The 24,692-nt window shown below is 43.7% G+C and carries 24 protein-coding genes; 20 read left to right on the top strand and 4 right to left on the bottom strand.

The genetic code is table 11. From position 1 onward, the window contains the following. Positions 1-165: 165 nt before the first annotated feature. From AC0VZ9_RS24330 to hisIE, 8 genes are all read left to right on the top strand, one after another. Entirely contained in the window at positions 166-1,350 is a 1,185-nt protein-coding gene (locus tag AC0VZ9_RS24330; protein ID WP_251156262.1) for an ATP phosphoribosyltransferase regulatory subunit, read from the top strand. Continuing rightward, on the top strand, positions 1,347-1,991 hold the full coding sequence (gene hisG / locus AC0VZ9_RS24325; RefSeq protein ID WP_009331845.1) for an ATP phosphoribosyltransferase: 645 nt from the start codon (positions 1,347-1,349) through the stop codon (positions 1,989-1,991). The genes AC0VZ9_RS24330 and hisG overlap by 4 nt, the downstream gene beginning before the upstream one ends. A 161-nt stretch (positions 1,992-2,152) precedes the next feature. Then, complete coding sequence (gene hisD, locus AC0VZ9_RS24320; RefSeq protein WP_251156263.1) at positions 2,153-3,424, top strand: histidinol dehydrogenase; 1,272 nt, start codon at positions 2,153-2,155, stop codon at positions 3,422-3,424. A gap of 15 nt (positions 3,425-3,439) precedes the next feature. After that, positions 3,440-4,027, top strand: coding sequence for an imidazoleglycerol-phosphate dehydratase HisB (gene hisB / locus AC0VZ9_RS24315; RefSeq protein ID WP_009331843.1), 588 nt, complete (start codon positions 3,440-3,442; stop codon positions 4,025-4,027). Beyond that, a complete protein-coding gene (gene hisH, locus AC0VZ9_RS24310) occupies positions 4,028-4,666 on the top strand; it encodes an imidazole glycerol phosphate synthase subunit HisH (RefSeq protein ID WP_251156264.1) in 639 nt (212 codons plus the stop codon). Then, entirely contained in the window at positions 4,663-5,400 is a 738-nt protein-coding gene (gene hisA / locus AC0VZ9_RS24305; RefSeq protein ID WP_251156265.1) for a 1-(5-phosphoribosyl)-5-[(5-phosphoribosylamino)methylideneamino]imidazole-4-carboxamide isomerase, read from the top strand. The genes hisH and hisA overlap by 4 nt, the downstream gene beginning before the upstream one ends. After that, positions 5,394-6,152, top strand: coding sequence for an imidazole glycerol phosphate synthase subunit HisF (gene hisF / locus AC0VZ9_RS24300; protein WP_009331840.1), 759 nt, complete (start codon positions 5,394-5,396; stop codon positions 6,150-6,152). Before hisA ends, hisF begins: the two co-directional genes overlap by 7 nt. Continuing rightward, positions 6,149-6,793 carry a bifunctional phosphoribosyl-AMP cyclohydrolase/phosphoribosyl-ATP diphosphatase HisIE gene (gene hisIE, locus AC0VZ9_RS24295; protein ID WP_019383313.1) on the top strand — a complete coding sequence of 215 codons (645 nt, stop codon included), beginning with the start codon at positions 6,149-6,151 and terminating at the stop codon, positions 6,791-6,793. The genes hisF and hisIE overlap by 4 nt, the downstream gene beginning before the upstream one ends. A 45-nt stretch (positions 6,794-6,838) precedes the next feature. On the opposite strand, the gene AC0VZ9_RS24290 is transcribed toward hisIE, so the two are convergent. From AC0VZ9_RS24290 to AC0VZ9_RS24275, 4 genes are all read right to left on the bottom strand, one after another. After that, complete coding sequence (locus tag AC0VZ9_RS24290) at positions 6,839-8,077, bottom strand: NAD(P)/FAD-dependent oxidoreductase (protein ID WP_071156419.1); 1,239 nt, start codon at positions 8,075-8,077, stop codon at positions 6,839-6,841. Then, positions 8,074-8,406 carry a (2Fe-2S)-binding protein gene (locus AC0VZ9_RS24285; protein ID WP_192907873.1) on the bottom strand — a complete coding sequence of 111 codons (333 nt, stop codon included), beginning with the start codon at positions 8,404-8,406 and terminating at the stop codon, positions 8,074-8,076. Before AC0VZ9_RS24285 ends, AC0VZ9_RS24290 begins: the two co-directional genes overlap by 4 nt. Further along, positions 8,399-8,674: a (2Fe-2S)-binding protein gene (locus tag AC0VZ9_RS24280; RefSeq protein WP_071156423.1), complete on the bottom strand. Its 276-nt coding sequence runs from the start codon at positions 8,672-8,674 to the stop codon at positions 8,399-8,401. Before AC0VZ9_RS24280 ends, AC0VZ9_RS24285 begins: the two co-directional genes overlap by 8 nt. A gap of 77 nt (positions 8,675-8,751) precedes the next feature. Then, entirely contained in the window at positions 8,752-10,365 is a 1,614-nt protein-coding gene (locus tag AC0VZ9_RS24275; RefSeq protein WP_009331835.1) for a sigma-54 interaction domain-containing protein, read from the bottom strand. A 215-nt stretch (positions 10,366-10,580) separates the two neighbouring features. Here AC0VZ9_RS24275 and AC0VZ9_RS24270 point away from each other — a divergent pair, with 215 nt between their 5' ends. From AC0VZ9_RS24270 to whiA, 12 genes are all read left to right on the top strand, one after another. Next, positions 10,581-11,756 (top strand): NAD(P)/FAD-dependent oxidoreductase, encoded by a 1,176-nt coding sequence (locus AC0VZ9_RS24270; RefSeq protein ID WP_475396804.1) that lies wholly within the window; start codon positions 10,581-10,583, stop codon positions 11,754-11,756. Further along, positions 11,756-12,793 carry a proline racemase family protein gene (locus AC0VZ9_RS24265; protein ID WP_071156427.1) on the top strand — a complete coding sequence of 346 codons (1,038 nt, stop codon included), beginning with the start codon at positions 11,756-11,758 and terminating at the stop codon, positions 12,791-12,793. The genes AC0VZ9_RS24270 and AC0VZ9_RS24265 overlap by 1 nt, the downstream gene beginning before the upstream one ends. After that, complete coding sequence (locus AC0VZ9_RS24260; protein WP_009331832.1) at positions 12,790-13,743, top strand: proline racemase family protein; 954 nt, start codon at positions 12,790-12,792, stop codon at positions 13,741-13,743. Before AC0VZ9_RS24265 ends, AC0VZ9_RS24260 begins: the two co-directional genes overlap by 4 nt. Positions 13,744-13,774: 31 nt before the next feature. Continuing rightward, complete coding sequence (gene dapA, locus AC0VZ9_RS24255; RefSeq protein ID WP_009331831.1) at positions 13,775-14,668, top strand: 4-hydroxy-tetrahydrodipicolinate synthase; 894 nt, start codon at positions 13,775-13,777, stop codon at positions 14,666-14,668. A 20-nt stretch (positions 14,669-14,688) separates the two neighbouring features. Then, positions 14,689-16,191 (top strand): aldehyde dehydrogenase family protein, encoded by a 1,503-nt coding sequence (locus tag AC0VZ9_RS24250; protein ID WP_071156429.1) that lies wholly within the window; start codon positions 14,689-14,691, stop codon positions 16,189-16,191. 160 nt (positions 16,192-16,351) lie between these two features. After that, positions 16,352-17,815 (top strand): alanine/glycine:cation symporter family protein, encoded by a 1,464-nt coding sequence (locus AC0VZ9_RS24245; protein ID WP_009331829.1) that lies wholly within the window; start codon positions 16,352-16,354, stop codon positions 17,813-17,815. Positions 17,816-18,286: 471 nt separating this feature from the next. After that, complete coding sequence (locus AC0VZ9_RS24240) at positions 18,287-19,786, top strand: tetratricopeptide repeat protein (RefSeq protein ID WP_071156431.1); 1,500 nt, start codon at positions 18,287-18,289, stop codon at positions 19,784-19,786. Between the two features lie 129 nt (positions 19,787-19,915). After that, complete coding sequence (trxB, locus tag AC0VZ9_RS24235) at positions 19,916-20,866, top strand: thioredoxin-disulfide reductase (RefSeq protein ID WP_071156433.1); 951 nt, start codon at positions 19,916-19,918, stop codon at positions 20,864-20,866. 377 nt (positions 20,867-21,243) lie between these two features. Further along, on the top strand, positions 21,244-21,702 hold the full coding sequence (locus tag AC0VZ9_RS24230; RefSeq protein ID WP_019383301.1) for an 8-oxo-dGTP diphosphatase: 459 nt from the start codon (positions 21,244-21,246) through the stop codon (positions 21,700-21,702). Positions 21,703-21,730: 28 nt separating this feature from the next. Next, positions 21,731-22,624 carry an RNase adapter RapZ gene (gene rapZ, locus AC0VZ9_RS24225; protein WP_009331825.1) on the top strand — a complete coding sequence of 298 codons (894 nt, stop codon included), beginning with the start codon at positions 21,731-21,733 and terminating at the stop codon, positions 22,622-22,624. Then, positions 22,621-23,598, top strand: a complete 978-nt coding sequence (locus AC0VZ9_RS24220) for a gluconeogenesis factor YvcK family protein (RefSeq protein ID WP_009331824.1) — start codon at positions 22,621-22,623, stop codon at positions 23,596-23,598. Before rapZ ends, AC0VZ9_RS24220 begins: the two co-directional genes overlap by 4 nt. Before the next feature lie 119 nt (positions 23,599-23,717). Beyond that, on the top strand, positions 23,718-24,668 hold the full coding sequence (whiA, locus tag AC0VZ9_RS24215; protein ID WP_009331823.1) for a DNA-binding protein WhiA: 951 nt from the start codon (positions 23,718-23,720) through the stop codon (positions 24,666-24,668). Positions 24,669-24,692: the final 24 nt, after the last annotated feature.

Genomic DNA, 24,692 nt, shown 5'->3' with positions numbered 1-24,692 from the left:
AACTATATGAAAGCTCGTTTTTAAAAAAAGGGAGTTTTTTTTATTTTTCTGATTCTTTTGGTTGACGGCATAGAATTTGCGCGTTAAACTACATGTAACTTCAATTTGCTACCATATTAGCGAACTAAAGGATTCGGAATTTTTAAGTCATAGAGGTGAATACTTTTGAGCCGATTATTTATGTTTGAAAAGCCGTTAGGCATGAGAGATACATTACCAGATTTATATGAAAGAAAGGCAGCAGTCCGGTCATCCATCCAGGAGGAAATGAAACGGTGGGGCTATCAGTTTATCGAAACGCCTGCACTCGAATACTACGAAACAGTTGGAGCGGCATCAGCAATACTTGATCAGCAGCTGTTCAAGCTGCTTGATCAGCAGGGCCATACCCTTGTGCTGCGGCCGGATATGACAGCGCCGATCGCAAGGGTGGCAGCATCCCGTCTTTTAAAAGACGAACTGCCGATCAGGCTTGCATATTCTGCCAATGTATACCGCGCCCAGCAGCGGGAGGGCGGCAGGCCAGCTGAGTTTGAGCAGATCGGTGTTGAATGCATTGGCGACCATACGATCAGTGCAGATGGCGAAGGGATGGCGATGATGATCTCTGCTTTAAAAGAAGCTGGTCTTCAGAACTTCCAGCTTTCCGCCGGCCACATCGGTTTTGTCCGGGACTTCTTCCAGCAGATTTTAGGAACGGAAGAAAGAGTGGAAAACCTGACAAGATATTTATATGAGAAAAATTATGTCGGGTACAGAGAACATGTTAAGAGCCTGGCTCTTTCATCCATTGATAAACAAAGGCTTCTCGATTTCCTTAAATTAAGAGGCGGGGAAGAAGTCATTGAGATTGCTTATGGCCTTCTGGAAAACGGCACAGGAAAAAAAGCATTAGCCGAGCTCGAACAGCTTTGGGGCATTATGCAGGACTACGGCCAGGAAGGGACAGTTAAATTTGATTTAACGCTCGTCAGCCATATGAGCTACTACACGGGCATTCTTTTTGAGGTATATGCAGAAAATGTTGGTTTCCCGATCGGGAATGGCGGCCGCTATGATCTGCTGCTCCAAAAGTTCGGAAAAGATACGGGAGCAACCGGCTTTGCCATCAGAATGGACCGCCTGCTTGAGGCTCTGGAAGACAGCATTGCGGCTGAACCTGTGTACTGCGTTCTATACAGTCCGGAACGCCGCAAAGAGGCATTCGATTTTGCGAAGAAGGAACGTTCTGCCGGAAAGAAAGTGGTTCTGCAGGATATTAGCGGTGTCAAGGACATCGATGCCTGCACCAGCCAATATGAGGATATTACCTTTTTAGTCGGAAAAGCTGGAAAGGAGAGCATAAAATGAGTGATGTTTTAACGATTGCGATGCCAAAGGGCCGCATTTTTGAAGAAGCGGCTGAATTGCTCCGCCAGGCAGGCTTTCAATTGCCTCCGGAATTTGATGATTCACGTAAATTGATTATAGATGTACCGGAAGAGAATTTTCGCTTTATCCTTGCAAAGCCGATGGATGTGCCAACATATGTAGAGCATGGTGTGGCAGACCTTGGGATTGCGGGGAAGGATGTAATGCTTGAAGAAGAGCGGGATGTTTACGAGCTTCTTGATTTAAAGATCAGCGCCTGCTATCTCGCGGTCGCAGGACTGCCAAATACCAGGCTGAACGATGTTGCTCCTAAAATTGCAACGAAGTATCCGCAGATTGCGGCAGCGTATTTCCGTGAGCAGGGGGAGCAGGTGGAGATCATTAAATTGAACGGTTCCATAGAGCTTGCGCCTATGATCGGGCTGGCAGACCGGATCGTGGACATTGTATCAACCGGCCGAACGCTAAAAGAGAACGGGCTCGTTGAATACGAAACCATCGTCGGCATCACTTCAAGATTGATTGTCAATCCTGTCAGCTACCGCATGAAGGATGAACGCATAAGCGAGCTGGTTGGACGTCTTACGGAAGTAATAGCTGGAGAAGAAATTCGTTCTTAAAGTGAAACTTCCATCAGTGGTGTTCTTCCACTGATGGTTAGTTGTACCAATCGGGCCTTTATGGGCAGTTTATCCCTACCTGATTCTAATTAGGTCTTGATTGATAATATAAGGTAGGGATATTACTGCACGTTAATCTGCGATAAAGGATGTAGAGGTCTATGAAAATTTTAAAAGTAAATGACCAGATTTCAATTAAACGGTCTGTTGATAACGGAACAGAAGAACAGCGGGCGATTGTAAAAGATATAATTGAATCAGTCCGCCAAAACGGAGATCAGGCATTAAAAGATTACACAGAAAAATTTGATGGCATATCCCTGGATGATTTCAAGGTATCGCAGGCTGAAATAGAGGAAGCTTTTAGTCAAGTGGATGGAAAAATCCTGGAGATCATTAAAGCAGCTGCCGAGAATATCCGGTCTTTTCATGAAAAGCAGCTGCGTCCTTCCTGGATGACAACAGAAGAAAACGGCACAGTGCTTGGCCAAAAGATCACACCGCTTGATTCAGTCGGCCTGTATGTCCCAGGCGGTACGGCTGCCTATCCATCATCAGTACTTATGAATGTGATCCCGGCAAAAGTTGCGGGCGTCAAACGGATCGTCATTACCTCTCCTCCTGATAAAAAGACTGGAAAGCTGCCTCCTGCGGTCCTTGCTGCGGCCAAAATTGCAGGAGCAGAAGAAATCTATAAAGCAGGCGGTGCCCAGGCAATTGCCGCTCTTGCATATGGAACCGAAACGATAGCTCCTGTTGATAAAATTACAGGTCCCGGAAATATCTTTGTCGCTCTTGCAAAGCGTGAAGTTTTCGGGGACGTTGATATTGATATGATCGCAGGCCCCAGTGAGATTGCGATTTTAGCAGATGATACGGCACACGCAGATGAAGTGGCTTCAGATCTTTTATCACAGGCCGAACACGACCCTATGGCAAGTGCAGTCCTTGTGACACCATCATCAGCGCTTGCAGCGCAGGTCTCAAGAGAAGTGGACCGCCAGCTGGCTGAGCTGCCAAGGCAGCAAATTGCCTTTCAATCAATTGAAAACTATGGTGCTGTCTATGTGGCGGAAAACATGGATGTAGCTATTGAAACGGTGAATAGTCTGGCTCCTGAGCATCTGGAGATTTTAACGGAGAATCCGATGGAGCTTCTCGGACGGATTCGCCACGCCGGAGCAATCTTCCTCGGGAGGTTTAGCCCTGAACCGGTCGGTGACTATTTTGCCGGCCCGAACCACGTCCTGCCGACAAACGGAACGGCCCGTTTCTCAAGCCCGCTTAATGTGGAGGATTTTCAAAAGAAATCAAGTATTCTTTTATACAGTGAAAAAGCATTAAAGGATAATGGCGAAAAAATAGCGGCCTTTGCGCGTCTGGAAGGCCTTGAAGCCCATGCCAGATCCATTGAAACAAGACTAAGAAAATAAGCTGGAGGAATAATCATGGCCAGAACTGCTGAAATTTCACGTAAAACCAATGAAACGAATATCACTCTATCCTTAAATATAGACGGCGAAGGCAAAAGCGATCTGGAAACAGGGGTGCCTTTTATGACGCATATGCTGGACCTGTTTGCCAAGCACGGACAATTTGACTTGAACATCGTTGCAAATGGCGATACAGACGTGGATGATCACCACACAACAGAGGACATTGGCATCTGCTTAGGCCAGGTACTGAAGGACGCTTTAGGCGATAAGAAAGGCATTAAGCGCTATGGAAATGCTTTCGTTCCGATGGACGAAGCATTGGCTCAAGTTACAGTTGACCTCAGCAACCGCCCTCACTTGGAGATGCGTGCCGAGTTCCCGAGCCAAAAAGTCGGTACATTTGATACCGAGCTTGTTCACGAGTTTCTTTGGAAACTTGCACTTGAAGCCAGAATGAACCTGCATGTCATCGTCCACTATGGACAGAATACACACCACATTATCGAAGCGATTTTCAAAGCACTCGCTCGTGCGCTTGATGAGGCAACAACGATTGATCCAAGGATTAAGGGAGTTCCATCAACGAAAGGGATGTTGTAAATGATCGGCATCATCGATTACGGAATGGGGAATTTGTTCAGTGTCAGTAAAGCGCTTGAACGGTTGGAGGTTCCTTATTTCCTTTCTGAAAATAAAGACGAGCTCCTTAAAGCAGACGCCTTAATTCTGCCGGGTGTCGGCTCTTTCAAAGATGCCATGACCATCTTAAATTCTACAGGTCTGGCAGATCTGGTAAAGGAGTTTGCTGATACAGGCAAGCCGCTTCTTGGCATTTGCCTTGGCATGCAGCTTTTATTTGAGAGCAGTGAGGAGAATGGCATGACGGAAGGCCTGAAGCTTCTCCCTGGCCATGTGAGGCGTTTTCCCGGTGCAACAGCAGAAGGCGAAACGTATAAAGTTCCGCATATGGGCTGGAACCGTCTTGAATTCTTACAGGGTTCGCCAATTTTAAAAGGACTTAATGAAGGTTATGTCTATTTCGTCCACTCCTACTTTGTAGATACAGATGATAGAGAAGTTGTTATCAGCAGAAGTATGTATGATGTAGAAGTGCCGGCAGTTGCCGGAAGGGGCAATGTGTTCGGCATGCAGTTCCACCCTGAAAAAAGCAGTTCGCTCGGCATGGCGCTTTTACGCAATTTTACCGAGCTGGTTGAAGAAAGGATGTCTGTGAAATGAGTTTTACGATCTATCCGGCAATCGATATGAGAGGCGGCAAGTGCGTCCGGCTGCTGCAGGGGGATTACGATAAGGAAACGGTGTATGGCGACTCTCCGTTTGATATGGCCAAAAAGTTTGCTGATGAAGGAGCAGACTGGATTCATATGGTAGATCTAGACGGGGCAAAGGATGGGAAGCGGGTTAATGATCAATATGTCATTCAGGCTTCCCGCGAACTTGGCGCCTCCGTCCAGATCGGCGGGGGAATCCGTACGGAAGAAGACATCCTGCATTATCTGGATAATGGCGTAACACGCGTAATCATTGGAAGCATCGCCGTCTCCAATCCTGAGTTTGCTATTGAAATGATCCGCAAATACAGCAAAGCCATTGCAGTCGGCCTTGATGCGAAAAATGGCTTTGTGGCCACACATGGCTGGCTGGAAACGTCTGAAGTGAGGGCAGTTGACTTAGGAAGGCGATTTGCCGACGCAGGTGCGGAAACTTTTATTTTTACAGACATCGCAACAGACGGAATGCTATCGGGGCCAAATATTGAAGCTGTTCGTCTGCTTGCAGGGGAAACCGGAAAAAGTGTCATTGCATCTGGCGGCGTCAGCCAGCTGGCTGATTTGGCGAAGCTGCGGGAGTATTCTTCAGAAGGTGTTGCTGGCGCCATTGTCGGAAAGGCCATTTATGAAGGCCGTTTTACCGTAGCGGAAGCTCTGAAAGAGGTGAAGGAATCATGCTGACGAAACGCATCGTTCCCTGTCTGGATGTAAAAGACGGCCGTGTGGTAAAAGGGGTCCAATTCGTGCAGCTGCGTGATGCCGGAGATCCGGTTGAGCTTGCCCGCTTTTATGATGAGCAGGGAGCTGACGAGCTGGTCTTCCTCGATATCTCCGCTTCACATGAAGGTCGGAAAACTATGGTTGAGGTTGTAAAGGCTGTTGCGTCTGAGCTTGCCATTCCATTTACAGTCGGCGGCGGGATTAACGCGCTGGAAGATATGAAACGAATTTTGCGGGCAGGGGCTGATAAGGTTTCTCTCAATACAGCTGCCGTAAACAATCCTGATTTAATTACAGAAGGGGCAAATTTTTTCGGATCACAGTGCATCGTTGTTGCGATTGATGCAAAATACGATGAAGACCTTGGTTCCTGGCGCGTGTACACACATGGTGGACGGACACCGACTGACCTTGAGGTCATCGCTTGGGCCCATGAAGCAGCGGAGCGCGGGGCCGGAGAAATTTTACTCACAAGCATGGACTCAGACGGTGAGAAAAAAGGCTTCGATATTAAGCTGACAAAAGCAGTCAGCGAGGCGGTTTCGATTCCGGTAATTGCTTCAGGCGGTGCCGGAAATGCTGATCACTTTGCTGAAGCATTTATCGATGGAAAAGCGGATGCCGCATTGGCTGCATCGATTTTTCACTATAAAGAAACGTCTGTTGCAGAAGTAAAGTCATATATTGAGGAAAAAGGGGTGGTTGTCCGATGAATATTGAAAGTGTAAAGTTCGATGAAAAGGGACTGATCCCTGCAGTTGTACAGGATGCAAAAACAAAAGAAGTATTAACGTTAGCATATATGAATCGGGAATCCCTTTTAAAATCGGCGGAAACAGGTGAGACCTGGTTTTTCAGCCGTTCCCGCAATGAGCTTTGGCACAAAGGGGCAACAAGCGGCAACACACAGAAAATTGTTGAAATGAAGCTTGACTGTGATCAGGATGCGATTGTGGTTATGGTTGAACCAGCAGGTCCTGCCTGCCACAATGGAACAGTCAGCTGCTTTGAGGAAAGAGTATACGGGGAAGGGTCAGGCGGCTTATCTGAGTACGAAATCCTTTATACACTTGAAAAGGTCATTGAAGAACGGGAAAAGACACGCCCTGAAGGAGCATACACGACATATCTTTTTGAAAAGGGCGTGGATAAAATCCTGAAGAAGGTCGGCGAAGAATCCGCAGAAGTCATCATCGCTGCGAAAAACCGTGATAAGGACGAACTGAAATGGGAAGCAGCCGACCTGATTTATCATTTGATGGTGCTGCTGCGGGAGCAGGAACTGCCTTTTAATGAGGTATTAAAAATACTGAATAAACGGCATGACAAGAAAAGCGAACCGGCCTCCGAATAGGGAGGGCGGTTTTTTTACGAAAATTTGCTATTGGATCATTACATTTTATCCTATTTCCTTTAAAGAATCCTGTTCTTTCCCATAAAGATCCTCCCAAAGTTCATAGATTTTCCTCCGGCCGTTTGCAATTTCAGGGTTGAATTGGATGGCAGCGTTTTGACGGACAGCATGAACATTTTTCAATGCCTGTTCAAGCTTCTTGTTGATGTCGGTGCTGCCTTTTCCAGCGTGTTTAGCAATCGAAATGCCTGCTGTTGTTCCTTGGGCCATGGCGATTTTTCCGCTTTCAATGCCGGTGATATTCCCGGCAACAAATAATCCTTCGAGCGGAGTTTCCATTTTTTCAGAATGAAGCGGAACATGTCCCCCAAGTTCTGGAACGTATTGGAATGGGCATCCGGCAACTGCTGTAAGCTCTGCTAACGGATACAAGCCGCCTGCGATACACACGAAATCTGCTTCGTAAATTTTTTCTGTACCTTTGATTACGTTACCATTCACATCTATTTCTGCAGTGAGTACGCCTTCTACCTGATCCTTTCCAAGAATTTCAAGTGCTGCTTTTCTAAGCTGCAATGGTGTTCCATTCACCTTAACGCCGCTTTTAGGATAAAATTTCATCCCTAATTTGCGGAATCCTCTATTTCTCATAAAGCGACTGCCCAGCCGCAAAATGGGTGACGGGGCAAGATGGGCCGCATTTAGAAGTGACTTCAAGACTTCCTCAGGTTCTCCCGCTTTTTGGCTAAGCGGACTCTTTTCTGGCAGTACAATATGTTCCACATTAATTCCGGCTATTTGGAGCTCGTTTAAAATCGCAAATGCTAAAATGTTAGCACCAATGATGATGCCTTTTTTGCCAACCTCAACACGATGAACATTCGTCATGACCTGTGCAGCCCCGATGGACATAACACCTGGAAGAGTCCAGCCTGGCACAGGAATAGGGAACTCAGCTGCACCAGTTGCTACCAGCACATAAGGAGCTATCAGTGTTCCTATATTAGTATGAACATTCCAGCAATCCTTATCTTTTTCAAGGTTATATACAGAAACGCCGCAGCGGATATCTACAGAGAGTTTCTGTGCTTCGTTATGCATACGAGTGGATTCTTTTATTCCATTCCACCATTCTCCAGACGGTTCCTGGTGCAATTGACCGATTAATCTTCCGCCTGGCCTGACAAATTCATCAATGACGGTAACTTTTAAGCCGTATTCAGCACAGGTTATGGCACCAGCTAAACCGGCTGGTCCAGCTCCAATAACGATTACATCTATCATATATTCTCCACCATCCTTTTAACAATATTAGGATGCTGTTTTCCTCTTTCAACAACCATATTCTCCTTCACAACAGTTAAACAGGCTCTTATATTGGCCTGCCCATTAACATTTACACGGCATTCCATACAGTGGCCGATATTGCAATAAAACCCTCTTGGTGTTCCACTTTCCTCATGAACACGCAGTGTTCTCACAAAGTTTGCCAGCAGAGCTGCCGCGATTGTTTCAGTTTCAAATGCTTCATATACTTTCCCATCAAAAGTGAATGGAATCTTTTTTCTATCATCTAATTTTCCTAAAACCGGATGATCTATAATTCTAGTCATTCTTTTCACCTGCCGTTCCAAAAGTTACAGGGCGAATTGGAGGCTGATATTTTAAAGGAATTTCACCTTCTCCTGTATTAGGTACGATACTTTCAATAATCCGATCGACCATGACCCTGCAAGTGCGTCCTCCACAAAACCCCATTCCAGCTCTTGTTCTAAGCTTCAGTTCCCTGGATGTACATTGATGTTCTTTTGCTGTTGCGAAAAGCCGCCCATAGGTAACCTCTTCACAACGACAGATCATAAGTGCCTCATTGTTATTCATTTGGAAATCCCTCCTCTTCAGGTACATGTAAAAATATAATGCAAAAATCGTACCAACTTTGAAGCCAGTATTTCAAATTAGCTTAAGCCAAGACGTTTTAGACGATTGTAAAGGGTCGCCCGGGTGATTCCCAGTTTTTTCGAGCATTCTAATTTGTTGCCGCTGGTTAATGCCAATGCTTTTTCGAGTACCTTCTTTTCGTGCTGGTCCATTTCCTCCTGAAGAGGCACAATGACCGTTTTCATTTCTATGTTGTTTTCCTGAAGTTCCGTATCAGATACAGCTGAATAGCTCATTGCTGAGTGAAATGGCAAATATTCTTTTCGAATGACTCCATCTGTTGCAAAAACAACCAGACGTTCAACGACATTACGCAGCTCCCGAACATTGCCCGGCCAATCATATTGAAGCATCTCTTGCATAACTTCCTGTGAAAAATGATGGATCGGCCGCTGATAGCGCAGTGAAAAATCATTTAAAAAGTAATGAATTAGTTCAACGATATCTTCACAGCGTTCTTTTAAAGGAGGAATTTTTAAACTGACAACATTTAGCCGATAATATAAATCCTCCCGGAATTGGCCTTCTTTTATTAATTCTTTTAAATCCCTATTTGTTGCAGCAATTACCCGGAAATTAGCCTCAATTTCTTTTTCACCGCCAACCTTGTAATATTTTCTTTCTTGAAGCACACGAAGCATCTTGACCTGCATTTCTAAAGGCATTTCACCAATTTCATCCAGAAAAAGAGTGCCCCCTTTAGCAAGCTCAATTTTTCCTTTTTTTCCTCTATGATCCGCACCGGAAAAGGCGCCGCGTTCATAGCCAAATAATTCGCTTTCAAATAATGAGGCTGGAATAGCACCGCAGTTAATTGAAATAAATGGAGCTTCAGGTCCTTCAGTTGCCTCATGAATGGATTTGGCAAAGACCTCCTTGCCGACTCCGCTTTCTCCTAAGATCAATACAGTTGAACGGACAGAGCACACCTTTTTTGCCATTTGCACCGTCTTTTCCATCACAGCGCTTTTCCCTTTAATGTATCTGAAGGGATCTGAAGGTCTGTATTTCGCCATCTCCTGTTCTAAACGATGAACCTCAGTCGACATATTAAATAATTTTTCATTAAGAACAACCTGGCTTGTCACATCAGTTTCCGACACAACTGCCCCGATAATGCGTCCATTAAAGTAAACAGGGTTTGAATTTATTAGGACAAAGAGATCAGATCTTGGCTGGTGATGCTTTCCTTGTATTCTCTTTCCTTTGTATAAGGATTCTAAGATTTGCAGATTCTGATGTTCAAAGAATTCTATTATTGGTTTGCCCACAATCTCATCTTTTTTTACAGAGAAAATTTTTTCAGCTCCTTCGGTCCATGTGCGGACACGTTCATCAGCATCAATCACTGTGACTGAAGCGTCCGATGTTTTGATGACAGCCTCATAGAAAGCCTTTAATTGATTGTAGGAATCATACAAAAAATCAATGATTTGTTCATTTGTGATGCAGCCGAGTACTTGGCCGCCTGAATTTACAACGGCAACGGCTGCATAGCGCTTGCAGGCATCAGCTAATGCAGCAAAGGAATCATCCAAATAAACTTTTGGTAAAGCGCCTTCATTATCAACTTGGTTCAGACAGATAAAATTACTTTCAATTATTTCTTTGACTGATGGTAATTCAAACATGACAGCCTCCTGAATGTAAAATTTTTTATACACTGTTCAATATTTTATACACTATTTTATCAAATTTTTTGACAATTAAGAACAGGTCAAAAAAATCTATATTTGGGTTAGCAGCAAAATTATTAGAAGGTTCTCATTTCTGCGTAAGATATAAAAAGTTGGCATGTTATTTGCATTAATAAAATGATGTAACAAGACGAAGGGAAGTTGGTTTTGTGAAATATCATTGTGACGTTTTGGTTATAGGCGGGGGAATCATAGGCTGTGCAATTGCCTATTATACTTCTAAATCTGGAAGAAATGTAACAGTTATTGAAAAAGGTGAATTTGTCAGTGGCACGTCTTCCCGCTGTGACGGAAATATTTTAGCTATTGATAAAGATCCTGGCTTCGATAGTCAAATGTCACTTGTCAATCAGAAATTAGTAGATGAATTAAGCAGAGAATTGAAACAGCCTTTTGAATATCGGGCTCCCGGAAGCATCCTTGTATGCGAGACAGAAGAAGAAATGGAAGCAGCACAAAAGTGGGTTGACCGTCAGAGTGAGGCCGGCTTGCCGTTCAGGATGCTGGACAGACAGGACATCCGCCAAGACTCCAAGTATTTTGCTGATGATTTATTAGGCGGCTTAGAGTGTGCAACAGATTCTACAGTCAATCCATATCTACTTGCCTTTAACCTTCTTGAGGGGGCAAAGGAGATGGGTGCTAAAGCCCATAAACAAACTGAGGTTACCGGAATGAGAAGGAAGACGGACGGTACATTTAGCGTTGAAACATCCAATGGGACCTTCACCGCTAACTATGTCATTAATGCGGCAGGTGTATGGGCTCCATATATCGGTGAGATGCTGGACTTGTCTATTCCAATTAAACCAAGAAAAGGCCACATTATGGTCGCATCACGCCAGGATTTTGTTGGGCCAAGAAAAGTCATGGAATTTGGCTATTTAATATCAAAATTTGGCGGCAAGCGCCAGGTTGACCCGATTACTGAAAAATACGGAGTAGCACTTGTTTTTGAACCGACTGAAAGTCAAAACTTCCTGATTGGAAGCAGCCGTGAATTTGTTGGGTTTAATACAAAAATCAATAATGAAATTATTAAATGCATTGCCAATAGGGCCATTAGATTCTATCCGAAAATGGCTGACATGATGGTCATACGTACTTATGCTGGCTTACGGCCCTGGACGGAGGATCACTTGCCAATTGTGTCAGAAGTGGAAGGAATTCCTAACTATTATATTGCAGCCGGTCATGAGGGAGACGGAATTAGCCTTGCCGCTGTTACTGGAAAAGTGATAGAGGAAATGCTTAATGAAAAGGAAACTTGCATCCCAATTGAACCGCTGAGATTTTCTCGATTTAAGGAAAGGGTGAGGAGCTGATGAAAGCAAATCGGGTTTTTACAACCATTGATACACACACGGGCGGAAATCCGACAAGGACATTGATTAGTGGACTCCCAGTACTAAAAGGAGCGACAATGTCCGAAAAAATGCTTCATATGCAAAAGGAATATGATTGGATTCGTAAGCTCCTGATGAATGAACCAAGAGGGCATGATGTAATGTCAGGAGTACTTTTAACAGATCCATGTCATCCGGAAGCAGATATCGGTGTTATATATATCGAAACCGGCGGATATTTGCCAATGTGCGGCCATGACACAATCGGAGTTTGTACAGCATTAGTGGAAGCAGGGCTATTCCCTGTTCAGGAGCCAGTTACTACCATCAGGATTGATACACCAGCAGGTCTTGTTAAGGCAGAGATTAAGGTAGAGAACGGTAAAGCAAAAGAGGTTTCCTTCTGTAATGTCCCTGCGTTCCTGTTAAAGAGTGTCTCTGTTGAAGTTGAGGGAATCGGAACCGTTGATGCAGACATTGCTTATGGGGGCAACTTCTATGGAATCATTAATGCCCAATCTGTTGGATTAGAACTGACACCGGAGAATGCTTCAACAATCATTGAAAAAGCTATCAAAATTAGGAATACAATTAACGAAAAAACGGATGTCATTCATCCGCAATATCCATTTATTCGCGGTTTGACCCATATTGAATTTTTCACTGTGCCAACCCATGAAGAAGCTGATGTAAAAAATACAGTTGTTGTCCCTCCAGGCGGGATTGATCGTTCACCATGCGGTACAGGTACTTCGGCCAAATTATCTGTCCTCTATGCCAAAAAGGAGATTGGTATCAAAGAAGAATTTGTACATGAGAGTATTGTCGGCTCTTTATTCCGCGGAGAAGTCCTTGAAACAGCAGATGTTCTGGGTGTGGAGGCTGTTATTACAAGAATCACTGGTTCAGCATGGCTAATGGGAATGCACCGGTTCTTTTATAACGAGGAGGATCCGCTTAAAGAAGGCTTCTTACTTATTCCCCCAATGAAACATGAAATGGAGGATGTGAAATGATAATTCAAAAGACGTATACAGCAACCGATGTACACGTAGCAGGTCAGGCTTATCGTATTGTTAAGGATGGACCATTTGTTCATTATCAAAGTATACAGGAGCTGAATGAGCAGTTTTCGCTTGCCTATCAGGAGGAAATTAAACTTCTATTAAATGAGCCCCGCGGATTTGCTGGATTAATGGGTTGTTTGATCGTCCCGCCTTTTAAAAGCGATGCCGATGCAGCTGTAATCTTTTTCGATCATTACGGAACCGTTCCGATGCAATATGGCGGAATTGTTGCTGTCATAACCGCATTGTTAGAGTGCGGCCAATTAAAGGCCAGGCCTTCAAATGTATACAGAATTGAAACAATTAACGGTGTTGTTTCTGTTACTGCAGCAATTAAAGACGGTGAAGTGAAATCAGTTAAGTTAAAAAGCGGGCCTTGCCAGGTTGTACAGGTCAATGCGCCGGTGTCTTATTTTGATTTAAATACCGAAGTATCTCTAGTCCAAGCCGATCATATTTATGCCATTTTTGATAAAGCAGAGCTGCCTTTTGAGATTGAGATGGAGAACCTTCCAGTTATTAATCAATGGGGGCAAAAGACGATTGAAGCATTAGAAGGCAAATATGCTTTCAGCAGAGTGATATTGCTGGATCATTCGCAAAAAAGTGAAGGCAAAATCAAAACGGTAACCTTCCGTCCGGATCGTTATATTGTGCGTTCTCCGGGATTTGGCACTCTGGCTGCCTGCAGTAGCTATTTATTAAGGAATGGCGATATATCTGCAGGCAGCCCAATTGAAAATGAAAGCCTTTTCAAAGGTAAATTAAGAGCCGAGTATTCAGCACAAATTGAAACCAGTTACGAGTTTAGTTTTTCAGCCCGCGGATTTATTACGGGTATGCAGACATATGTATTAGACCCGACAGATCCATTATTCGCAGGGTTTTTATTAAAATAAAAAACTATTAATTATAGGGAGGAAAATTAAAATGACTAGAATTAGAGGAGCTTATCCAGTATTAATTACACCAATGACACAGGAGCAGGAGATTGATTGGGGCGGTGTAAAGAATAATGTTAATTACTTTGTGGATCAAGGTGTGGCAGGTATCGTCATCAATGGGAGTACTGGTGAATTTGTCAGTCTATCAAGAGAAGAAAAATTCCAGATGGTAGAAACTGTTATGAAGGAAGTAAGCGGCCGCATCCCTGTTATTGTGGGGACAGCTGCTGAAACAACAAGGGAAACAATCGAGTATACAAAGCAAGCTGAAGTACATGGAGCGGATTGTGCTCTAATCATTAACCCTTTTTACATGAAGCCAAAGGAAAATGAAATCTACCATCATTTTAAAGAAGTATCTGGCAGTGTTAATCTTCCAATCATGCTTTATAACAACCCATTTACTTCTGGCGTTAATATGAGCGCAGATTTAATGCTTCAAATTGGCAAGGATTGTAAAAATGTAACTCACATTAAGGAATCAAGCGGTGAAATTGGCAAGGTAAGAGATCTTGCAAGAAAAGGAAAAGGAGACTTTGAAGTATTCTGCGGTGCTGAAGAGCTTGTAATGGAGTCTTACTTAGTTGGAGCAACCGGGTGGATTTCTGTTGCAGGAAATATTGTGCCAAAGCTGGTTACAGACATGTATAACCATTTCCAAAACGGTGAGTTAGAAGAAGCTTGGTCAATCAATGATCGTATTTTACCACTGTGCGCGTTCCTTGAAGGATCTGGAAAGTATGTGCAAATTGTGAAGAGAGCCATGGAATTAACCGGCCAGGCTGGCGGACCTGCGCGTTACCCTCGTCTAGGCCTATCACCTGAGGAGGATCAAAAGCTAAAAGACCTGCTTGCAAGTTTAGAGACAGTAAAAAACTAAAAAAGTGAAGGAGTGAGGATATGCAAGCGACAAAATACAATTTAAAACCGAAAGTTCAAGAATTCCTGGAAGGTGTGAAAGGGCTATATATTAACGGTAAATATGTACCGGCGATCAGTGGTAAAAGGTTTACCGTCGTTAATCCTGCAAACGAAGAGGTGATTGCAGAAGTAAGTGAAGCGCAAGAGGAAGATATTAACGCTGCGGTAGCTGCTGCAAGAAAAGCATTTGATGATGGCCAATGGACAAAAATGGATGCCGCTGAACGCTCCCGCCTAATCTATAAATTTGCGGATCTCTTAGAAGAAAATCGAGAGGAACTTGCACAACTGGAATCATTGGATAACGGAAAGCCCTATAAGGTCGCCTTGGCAGATGATGTCGACGGAACAATCCAGCATTTTAGATATTACGCAGGCTGGGCCACAAAAATATTTGGTAAGACAACTCAGGTTTCAAAGAATTATGTAACCTATACTGTACACGAGCCGGTTGGGGTTGTAGGCCAAATTATTCCATGGAACTTTCCGCTCGCCATGGCTGCCTGGAAGCTTGGATCTGCACTCGCAGTCGGCTGTACGATTGTGATTAAACCGGCAACTGAAACACCATTATCTCTTCTCTACGCAGGAAAGCTATTCAAGGAAGCCGGGTTCCCGGATGGTGTTGTAAATATTGTGCCAGGAACGGGCAGGGTTGCGGGAGAAGCAATTACTGCACATAAAGATATCGATAAGGTAGCATTCACAGGATCAACTGCTGTCGGAAAAGAAGTAATGAAAAAAGCTGCAGATCAAATTAAAGGTGTTACGCTGGAGCTTGGCGGAAAATCGCCAGCCATTGTCTTAGATGATGCTAATCTTGAGGAAGCAATTGAAGGGGTATTTAACGGAACAATGTACAATCATGGGCAAAACTGCAGTGCTTGTACACGTGTATTTGTACAGAGAAACATATATGATCATGTAGTAAAAGCCTTAGCAGAACGAGCGAATGCAATGAAGTTAGGTGATGGAATGAACCCCGAAACGGAAATGGGCCCGCTTGTTTCAGCAAAACAGCATCAAACTGTTCTTAAGTATATTGAACAAGGGAAGAAAGAAGGGGCGCGCCTCGTGGCAGGGGGCGAAAAAGGATTTGAAAAAGGTTATTTTGTACAGCCAACCATTTTTGCTGATGTACAAGATCATATGGTTATTGCTCGTGAAGAAATCTTTGGTCCTGTCATGTCCATTTTCGTTTTCGATACGATTAATGAGGTCATTAAACGCGCGAACGATAGTGAATATGGCTTAGCTGCAAGTATCTGGACAGAAAGTATGAAAAAGGGACATTATATTGCAAGCAAGCTGCAATCAGGTACAGTCTGGATTAATGATTTTGGTCTTGAATGGGAAACTATGCCTTTCGGCGGCTACAAACAATCAGGCATCGGCCGCGAAATGGGTGGAGAATATGGCTTACAAAACTATACGGAAGTGAAAAGTGTATTTGTTAACATCAAGCATGATGAGAAATTTTAAGGAACAATTGGACAATCCTGTGTACTAATTGGATGGGAGTGGGACAGCGTTTTGTTACAATGTCCCATTTTGCACATTTATATGTCTGAATATTATTAATATTATAAATTAAAACAGAAACGGAACTATCTACTTAAAGTTTGAAAATAGGTGGGATAAGATGGAAGAATTAGTGAATAAAGCGTCGGGTTTAGTTTGGAGTCTTGGATTGGTAGCGTTCGCGCTTGGTGCTGGATTGTTCTTTTCCATTATGACACGTTTTGTGCAATTTAGATATTTTAAGGAAATGATTAAACTTCTTTTTGAAAAGGGTAACCCGGAATCAGGTGTATCCTCTTTCCAGGCATTTACAATGGCTTTAGCTGGCCGGGTCGGTATTGGCAATATCGCCGGGGTTGCTACTGCGATTGCATTCGGAGGTCCGGGAGCGGTTTTCTGGATGTGGATCATGGCTTTATTAGGTGGAGCAAGTGCTTTTATAGAATCTACTCTTGCTCAGGTCTATAAAGTAAAAGATGGTAATCAATACCGGGGCGGAACTCCTTATTTCATTGAAAAAGGTTTAAATATAAAATGGTTCGCGGTATTTGTTGCGATTGTTGTTACCCTCTGCTACGGAATTTTAGTTCCAGGTATTCAGGCAAATACGATTGCTGTTGGGTTCGAAAACACAATTGGCCTCAATAAAAGCATCACTGGAATCATTCTTGTTGTATTACTTGGCATCATTATTTTTGGCGGCGTTAAGCGAATTGCTACTGTTTCGGAAAAAGTTGTCCCTTTTATGGCCTTAGGATATGTGGTTATTACTTTCGTTCTTTTATTTGCCAATGCAGCAGAAATTCCAGCCATGCTTTGGCTGATTATTTCAAGTGCATTTGGTGCAAATGAAATGTTTGGCGGTATTATCGGTGCAGCGATTGCATGGGGCGTTAAGAGAGCGGTATTCTCTAACGTTGCTGGTGTAGGGGAAGGAACTTATAGTTCAGCTGCAGCAGATGTATCCCATCCGGCAAAACAAGGTCTTGTTCAAGCATTCTCTGTTTATATTGATACTATCATTGTTTGCACAGCTACTGCACTTATGATTCTAATCACCGGAATGTACAGCGTTACACCAGAAGGAAAGCAGCCGATTGTTGAGAACATCCCAGGTGTTGAAGCTGGACCAATGTGGACACAGGCGGCCGTTGAAAGCGTTATCCCTGGATTTGGCGGTTTTTTCGTAGCTATTGCTATCTTCTTCTTTGCCTTTACAACCCTGTTGGCTTACTACTATATTTCTGAAACAACCCTCGTTTACCTTGGCAGAAAGAGAAATCTAAAAGGGCTAAAAGCAGGCTTAATGATTCTTTTCTTAGGAATGATCTACTTAGGCAGTGTTGAAAATGCATCCCTATTATGGGCGCTCGGAGACTTTGGCTTCGGAAGTATGGCCTGGCTTAACTTAGTCGCTATTCTATTTTTGACTAAAACAGCCTTAAAAGTATTTAAAGATTATGAAGAACAGAAGAAAGCGGGCATTGAACCAGTCTTCGATCCTGTTAAACTTGGCATTAAAGGTGCTGATTTTTGGGAGGAGAAAGTGAAAGAAAGCAATTCAAAAGGCAAGAAGGTAATTTAAGTGCAGCCGGAAACAGAGAACACTTCCCGCTTTTACTTCTAAAATCCTTATTGCATGTGGTGGCAGCTTCTTCACCAACTGCTGGAGCCCAAATGGCCAGTACTCCAGGCTGTCACCATCTTTATGTTCAGCAACTAGATCCGAAACCCCACTTACAGACTCCGATTGCGAATAAGGACTTTCGGGAGCTCCTTCACTGAAATCTCCTCATATATCCAGAAGGTTATTCGATTCCCTCATCCCCCACACCGGCACCACCAAAGGCCGCTGCTATCACCCGGCGCGAAGCGAGCAGTTTATCTCCGAATTTAGCTCCCCTATTAAACCACCGCAACAACCCTTTAAAACATAACCGCGATAAGATTTCCAATAAAAAATTCCGATGGGAAATAGTATTGTCATTTCTTCCCTTCTCCACAGGCTTGTTCGTGTGATATACTACTTTAGTTACTAACATTTATGGAGGATTTCATGAGTAAAGACTCTAAAGCTAGACACCAAAAGGGAAAGTTACTGTCATTTATCCCGAATGGTGAGTACTATTTTTCCAAAGGGATTAAGGCGTACCACCGCAGGGATTTTCATAAAGCAAAGAAATATTTAATGCGGGCGATGCAGCTTGAGCCGGGTGAACCGATGATTATCTGCCAGCTTGCAATTGTCCATTCAGAAATGGGTGAGTATCAGGAGTCGAATAAGCTGCTTCATATGATATTGGAAGAGCTTGATGAGGATATGGTGGAATGCCATTATTTCCTTGCCAACAACTATGCTCATATGGGCCTTTTCAAAGATGCTTACACGCATGCAAATACGTATCTGGATTTGGATCGGGACGGAGAGTTTACGGAAGATACAGAGGATCTGCTGGAACTTCTGACGCTTGAAGGGGAAGATTTGGATGATGAGCTCTACGAGCAGGATGACCTGATAACGAAACAGGAACACGCACGGGAATTGCTGGAGTCCGGTCATTTTCCAAAAGCGGTTGAGATACTGAACTCTGTGATTGATGAGTATCCGGAGTACTGGTCCGCATACAACAATTTGGCCTTGGCGTATTTTTACCTTGGAGAAGTGCAAAAGGCAGCAGATATTTTAGAGAAGGTGCTGGAAGAAAATCCGGGTAATCTGCACGCTTTGTGCAACAAGCTTGTCTTTGCTTTTTACGAGCGGGATTTCAGGCAGGTGCGCTTGTTGAAAGAGGCTCTGAAAAAAATTAAGCCGCTTTCAATTGAACATCAGTTCAAGCTTGGTGCCACTTTTGCTTTGACCGGCGAATATGAGGCTGCCTTTGCATGGCTTCGCAAGCTTCAAAAGAAAGGCTTTGAAGGGGACGGACCATTTTATTACTGGCTATCCTATTCCGCATATTTTACCGGACGTGAAGAAATGGCGAAATCAGCATGGAAGAAAGCCATTGAGATTAATCCGGAAAAAGAAGGCTTTGAGCCCTGGAACGATGAAAAAGTAACCAGCAGCGGCTTTGAAGACCATTATTCATCCATTCTAAAAAAGCTGGAAAGCGACTATATTGAAGAGCGGTTATTCGGCCTTTTCCTTACGTCAGTATCCAGCAGAAGAGATGAAATTTTGATCTCTGAAGCAATTGTACGAAACAATAAGTTTTCAGCTGTGGAGAAGGAATATCTCTCTTTTGTGAAAACAGACCAGGAAGCGCCTGCCCAGGTTCAGGCTGCGCATGAGACAGCTGAACTGTTTTATGAAAACTACCATCCGATTGGCACGGTGGAAGCCGGCCTGTATTTAATGTGGTTTACCATTTTTGCTGAATTGACAAATAACTGCCAGAATATAAAAAACAATAAGGCTTGGGCTGCAGCAATTGAGTATGTCTGGCATAAGCTTCGAAACGAAAAGGTTTCCCAATCAAAAATTGCAGGAAGATACGGGATTTCCGCTTCAACGATGGGTAAATATGTAAAATCGGTGAACGACCGCCTTCAGTGAGCAGATGTATGGACGAAACACGCGCCAATTTTATAGGATAACAGTAAGAAGGTCATACTATAATATGCGTATTTATAGAGTGTTTTATTTAAAATACTGGATTTCTGATTACTGAAGGAGTGAATCGCTGTGACTGAAGAAAAAATTTATGATGTCATTATCGCTGGCGCAGGTCCGGCAGGGATGACGGCAGCTGTATATACATCTCGTGCAAATCTGTCTACACTAATGATTGAACGCGGTGTTCCGGGCGGACAAATGGCCAATACAGAAGAAGTTGAGAACTATCCTGGTTTTGACCATATTTTAGGCCCGGATTTATCCACCAAAATGTTCGATCATGCGAAGAAATTTGGCGCTGAATATGCGTATGGAGATATTAAAGAAATCATTGACGGCGAAGAATATAAAACTGTTATTGCTGGATCGAAGCAATATAAAGCACGCTCAGTAATTATTTCTGCTGGTGCCGAATACAAAAAGCTTGGCATTCCTGGTGAGAAAGAGCTTGGCGGACGCGGTGTATCCTATTGTGCAGTTTGTGATGGAGCATTCTTTAAAGGCAAAGAGCTTGTTGTAGTCGGCGGCGGTGACTCTGCTGTTGAGGAAGGCGTATATTTGACCCGTTTCGCCTCTAAGGTGACAATCGTTCATAGACGGGACCAGCTTCGTGCGCAGGCGATTCTTCAGCAGCGTGCGTTTGACAATGAAAAAATCGACTTTATCTGGAACACTACAGTGAAGGAAGTTAATGATAAGGACGGAAAAGTAGGCAGCGTAACGCTTGTGTCTACTGAAACAGGGGAAGAAAGAGAATTCAAAGCAGATGGTGTCTTCATCTATATCGGCATGGTTCCTCTTTCCAAGCCATTTGAAAGCCTTGGCATCACGAACAGCAATGGCTATATTGAAACAAACGACCGAATGGAAACAAGGGTGGAAGGCATTTTTGCAGCCGGAGATATCCGCGAAAAATCCCTTCGCCAAATCGTTACAGCAACAGGTGATGGAAGCATCGCTGCCCAAAGCGCCCAGCACTATGTTGAAGAATTGCAAGAACGCCTTAAAGTGAAGAAATAATGGGAACAGGCATATGGTCCTAGGGGCTGTATGCCTTTTATTTTAGTAAAAAAAGCCACTGGTTGAAAAGTTTTACAAAAAGTCATGTGGTTTTAATTCTCCTGTAACCTTCATGAAATAAATTTCGGGTAGTATAGGAATAGAAATTGACCCCCTTTTAAAGATATAATCCTTTTAAAGCACAGGCACATGCCTGTGCTCTTTTTTTGCATAAATACAGTGAAGAATGTTTTTTGGAAACCTGTATTCATTGTGGCTGTAAGCCAAAAATAGTATAATGAAATGAATAAGAAAAGAACGTTAGCCGGCCTTTACTTTAAGCGATTTCATGAAAAGGCGGCAGCGGTATGATTTCGGAAAATTAGAGGTGAAATGTGTTGCAGCGAGTCACGAACTGTGTGTTACTGAAAGACGATAAAGTATTGCTTTTACAGAAGCCGAGAAGAGGCTGGTGGGTGGCTCCGGGCGGAAAAATGGAGCCGGGTGAATCAGTGAGGGACTCGTGCATCCGTGAGTTCAGGGAAGAAACAGGCATTTATCTGCGAAATCCGAATATTAAAGGCATTTTTACGTTCATCATGAAGGATGGCGATAAGGTTGTACAGGAGTGGATGATGTTTACTTTCCTGGCTACAGCTTCTGATGGGCTGAACCTGGAGGAATCAGATGAAGGCAAACTTCGCTGGCATCCGTTTTCAGAGGTTAAGAATCTGCCGATGGCTGCCGGAGATTCACATATTTTGGAGTATATGATTCATGGACAGGGCATGATTTATGGAACGTTTACGTATACGCCTGATTTTGAACTGCTTAGTTACAGGCTGGATCCAAGCTGAATTTGACAGAAACAGGGGGAAATTATAAATGAGCACGGGTGCAGTTAATGATACTCAAATGGTGATTATTACGGGAATGTCAGGGGCAGGGAAAACAGTAGCCATCCAAAGCTTTGAAGATCTTGGCTTCTTCTGTGTAGACAACTTGCCGCCGACACTGCTGCCGAAATTCCTTGAACTTATGAAGGAATCAGGGAATAAAATGAATAAGGTGGCATTGGTGATGGATTTGCGCGGCCGTGAGTTTTTTGACCACTTATTTAAAGCGCTGGATGAATTATCCGAGACATCCTGGGTCACCCCGCAAATTTTATATCTTGATGCTGATGATTCGACGCTCGTCAGAAGATATAAAGAAACAAGACGATTCCATCCCCTTGCACCATCAGGATTGCCTCTTGAAGGCATAAAGCTTGAACGGGAACTGCTTGAAGAATTAAAAGGCAGGGCCCAGCTTATTTATAACACATCACAAATGAAACCAAGGGAATTGCGAGAGAAAATTCTCACGGAATTCTCATTAAATAAGAAAACTATATTTACGGTTAACGTCATGTCTTTTGGCTTTAAGCATGGAATTCCAATTGATGCCGACCTGGTGTTCGATGTCCGGTTCCTTCCGAATCCGCATTATATTGAGCATATGAGGCCGAAGACAGGATTAGATGAAGAGGTATCCAGCTATGTGCTGAAATGGACTGAAACAAGTAAATTTCTCGAGAAGGTTACGGAGCTGCTGAGCTTCATGCTTCCGCATTATAAACGGGAAGGGAAAGCTCAATTGGTCGTTGCAATCGGCTGTACGGGAGGCCAGCATCGTTCGGTAGCGCTGACAGAGTATATTGCTGACTATTTCGGCAAGGATTACCATACGGCAATCACGCACCGTGACATCGAGAGGAGAAAGGAAAACATCAAATGAACCGACAGCCAAGAATCGTCATCATCGGTGGAGGAACAGGGCTGCCTGTCCTCTTAAGGGGATTGAAACAATTCCCTGTTGATATTACTGCCATTGTGACAGTTGCCGATGATGGCGGCAGTTCAGGAAGATTGAGAAATGATCTTCATATCCCGCCGCCCGGTGACATCCGCAATGTACTGGCAGCTCTTTCAGACGTGGAGCCGCTCATTGAGGAGATGTTCCAGCACCGCTTTGCGACATCCAATGAGTTATCCGGGCATTCGCTTGGCAATCTGATTCTAGCGGCCATGACCTCGATTACAGGAAACTTTGTTCATGCGATTCAGGAAATGAGCAAGGTGTTAAACGTAAGGGGAAAGGTATTGCCGGCTGCAAACCAGAGTGTGGTCCTTCATGCAGAAATGGAAGACGGGACCATAGTATCGGGAGAATCAAAGATTCCCTATTCCGGCAAAAAAATTAAACGGGTATTTTTAACCCCTAAAAATATCAAAGCCCTGCCTGAATCACTGCAGGCAATCAGACAGGCTGATATGATCATCATAGGGCCTGGAAGCTTATATACCAGTATTCTTCCAAACCTGCTTGTCCCTAGGCTGGGACGTGAGGTCTGTCATTCTAAGGCGAAAAAGGTGTATATATGCAATTTAATGACACAGGCAGGAGAGACGCTCGATTACACGGCAAGTGATCACGTAAAAGCATTGTATGATCATATGAGCTGTGCTTTTATCAATACCATTCTGGTAAACAATGAGGAAATTCCTCCTCATATTCAGGAGAGGTACAGCGAGGAAATGGCAAAGCCTGTTGTGTATGATACAGGTGCTCTTACCGAACTGGGCCTTGAAATAATGCACGGTGAAATTGTCAGCCACGAAGGCGGGATCATTCGCCATGATACAAAAGAAGTTGCCCAAATGCTATATAATTTACTTTTACATGAAACCAATAGGCGTTTTAACGCGTAGTATACAGGTGTGAAAGGGCTTTTGCCGGTAAAAAAATAAACTGTGCATACGTTTGCTCAGTAAAGAATATCTTTTTATATGCTACTGGCTTAGCGCTTTTGCGGATAGGAGGTGAAGGGATGTCTTTCGCTTCGGAAACGAAAAAAGAATTGACGAACCTGGAAATAAAAGACTGCTGCGGGAAGGCGGAATTGTCCGCCTTAATCAGGATGAATGGTTCACTTTCTTTTTCCAGCCGGAAATTGATTGTGGATATACAGACGGAGAATGCAGCAATTGCAAGAAGGATTTACACTCTGATTAAAAGGAATTACAACGTTCAGGTCGAGCTCCTGGTCCGGAAAAAAATGCGGCTGAAAAAGAACAATGTTTATATTGTCAGGCTAACGGAACAGGCCAGCATGATTCTTGATGATCTGAAAATTTTAAGCGAGGGATTCGTATTTACACACGATATTTCCAATGAGCTCATAAAAAAGAAATGCTGTAAGCGTTCTTATCTGCGCGGTGCATTCCTTGCCGGGGGATCGGTAAATAATCCGGAGACCTCCTCCTATCATTTGGAGATCTTTTCACTTTACAAGGAGCATAATGACTCCCTGTGTGAATTGATGAATACGTTCGGGCTGAACAGCAAAACGCTTGAACGGAAAAAAGGCTATATCACGTATTTAAAGGAAGCCGAAAAAATAACGGAGTTCCTAAATATTATCGGTGCACACGCAGCTCTGCTCCGGTTTGAAGACATCCGGATTGTCCGCGATATGCGAAACTCGGTCAACCGGCTCGTAAATTGTGAAACAGCGAACTTAAACAAAACAATTGGAGCTGCTTTGCGCCAGGTGGAAAATATCCGGTTCATCGATCAAACTGTCGGACTTCAGGTTCTTCCTGACAAACTGCGGGAAATTGCCGAATTGCGTGTAGCTTACCAGGATGTCACTTTAAAAGAGCTTGGGGAAATGGTCTCAGGCGGAAATATCAGTAAATCGGGTATTAATCACAGATTAAGAAAAATAGATGAAATCGCTGAGAAACTCCGGGCAGGCGACACTATAGATGCTCACTGATAGAGGGATCAGCAGGGAGGAGAT

The organism is Cytobacillus sp. QJM3NY_8 (genome assembly GCF_056173585.1).
This window is presented reverse-complemented; position numbering and strand designations above follow the sequence as displayed.

Bases quoted from the DNA above. Each gene is read 5' to 3' on its own strand.
- AC0VZ9_RS24250 (WP_071156429.1), top strand. From the start codon at position 14,689: ATGCAAGCGACAAAATACAATTTAAAACCGAAAGTTCAAGAATTCCTG.
- AC0VZ9_RS24285 (WP_192907873.1), bottom strand. From the start codon at position 8,406: ATGACTAGAATTATAGATCATCCGGTTTTAGGAAAATTAGATGATAGA.
- AC0VZ9_RS24260 (WP_009331832.1), top strand. From the start codon at position 12,790: ATGATAATTCAAAAGACGTATACAGCAACCGATGTACACGTAGCAGGT.
- AC0VZ9_RS24245 (WP_009331829.1), top strand. From the start codon at position 16,352: ATGGAAGAATTAGTGAATAAAGCGTCGGGTTTAGTTTGGAGTCTTGGA.
- AC0VZ9_RS24220 (WP_009331824.1), top strand. From the start codon at position 22,621: ATGAACCGACAGCCAAGAATCGTCATCATCGGTGGAGGAACAGGGCTG.
- AC0VZ9_RS24280 (WP_071156423.1), bottom strand. From the start codon at position 8,674: ATGAATAACAATGAGGCACTTATGATCTGTCGTTGTGAAGAGGTTACC.
- hisIE (WP_019383313.1), top strand. From the start codon at position 6,149: ATGAATATTGAAAGTGTAAAGTTCGATGAAAAGGGACTGATCCCTGCA.
- hisA (WP_251156265.1), top strand. From the start codon at position 4,663: ATGAGTTTTACGATCTATCCGGCAATCGATATGAGAGGCGGCAAGTGC.
- hisH (WP_251156264.1), top strand. From the start codon at position 4,028: ATGATCGGCATCATCGATTACGGAATGGGGAATTTGTTCAGTGTCAGT.
- hisB (WP_009331843.1), top strand. From the start codon at position 3,440: ATGGCCAGAACTGCTGAAATTTCACGTAAAACCAATGAAACGAATATC.
- dapA (WP_009331831.1), top strand. From the start codon at position 13,775: ATGACTAGAATTAGAGGAGCTTATCCAGTATTAATTACACCAATGACA.
- hisF (WP_009331840.1), top strand. From the start codon at position 5,394: ATGCTGACGAAACGCATCGTTCCCTGTCTGGATGTAAAAGACGGCCGT.
- hisG (WP_009331845.1), top strand. From the start codon at position 1,347: ATGAGTGATGTTTTAACGATTGCGATGCCAAAGGGCCGCATTTTTGAA.
- AC0VZ9_RS24240 (WP_071156431.1), top strand. From the start codon at position 18,287: ATGAGTAAAGACTCTAAAGCTAGACACCAAAAGGGAAAGTTACTGTCA.
- AC0VZ9_RS24265 (WP_071156427.1), top strand. From the start codon at position 11,756: ATGAAAGCAAATCGGGTTTTTACAACCATTGATACACACACGGGCGGA.
- whiA (WP_009331823.1), top strand. From the start codon at position 23,718: ATGTCTTTCGCTTCGGAAACGAAAAAAGAATTGACGAACCTGGAAATA.
- hisD (WP_251156263.1), top strand. From the start codon at position 2,153: ATGAAAATTTTAAAAGTAAATGACCAGATTTCAATTAAACGGTCTGTT.
- rapZ (WP_009331825.1), top strand. From the start codon at position 21,731: ATGAGCACGGGTGCAGTTAATGATACTCAAATGGTGATTATTACGGGA.
- AC0VZ9_RS24290 (WP_071156419.1), bottom strand. From the start codon at position 8,077: ATGATAGATGTAATCGTTATTGGAGCTGGACCAGCCGGTTTAGCTGGT.
- AC0VZ9_RS24275 (WP_009331835.1), bottom strand. From the start codon at position 10,365: ATGTTTGAATTACCATCAGTCAAAGAAATAATTGAAAGTAATTTTATC.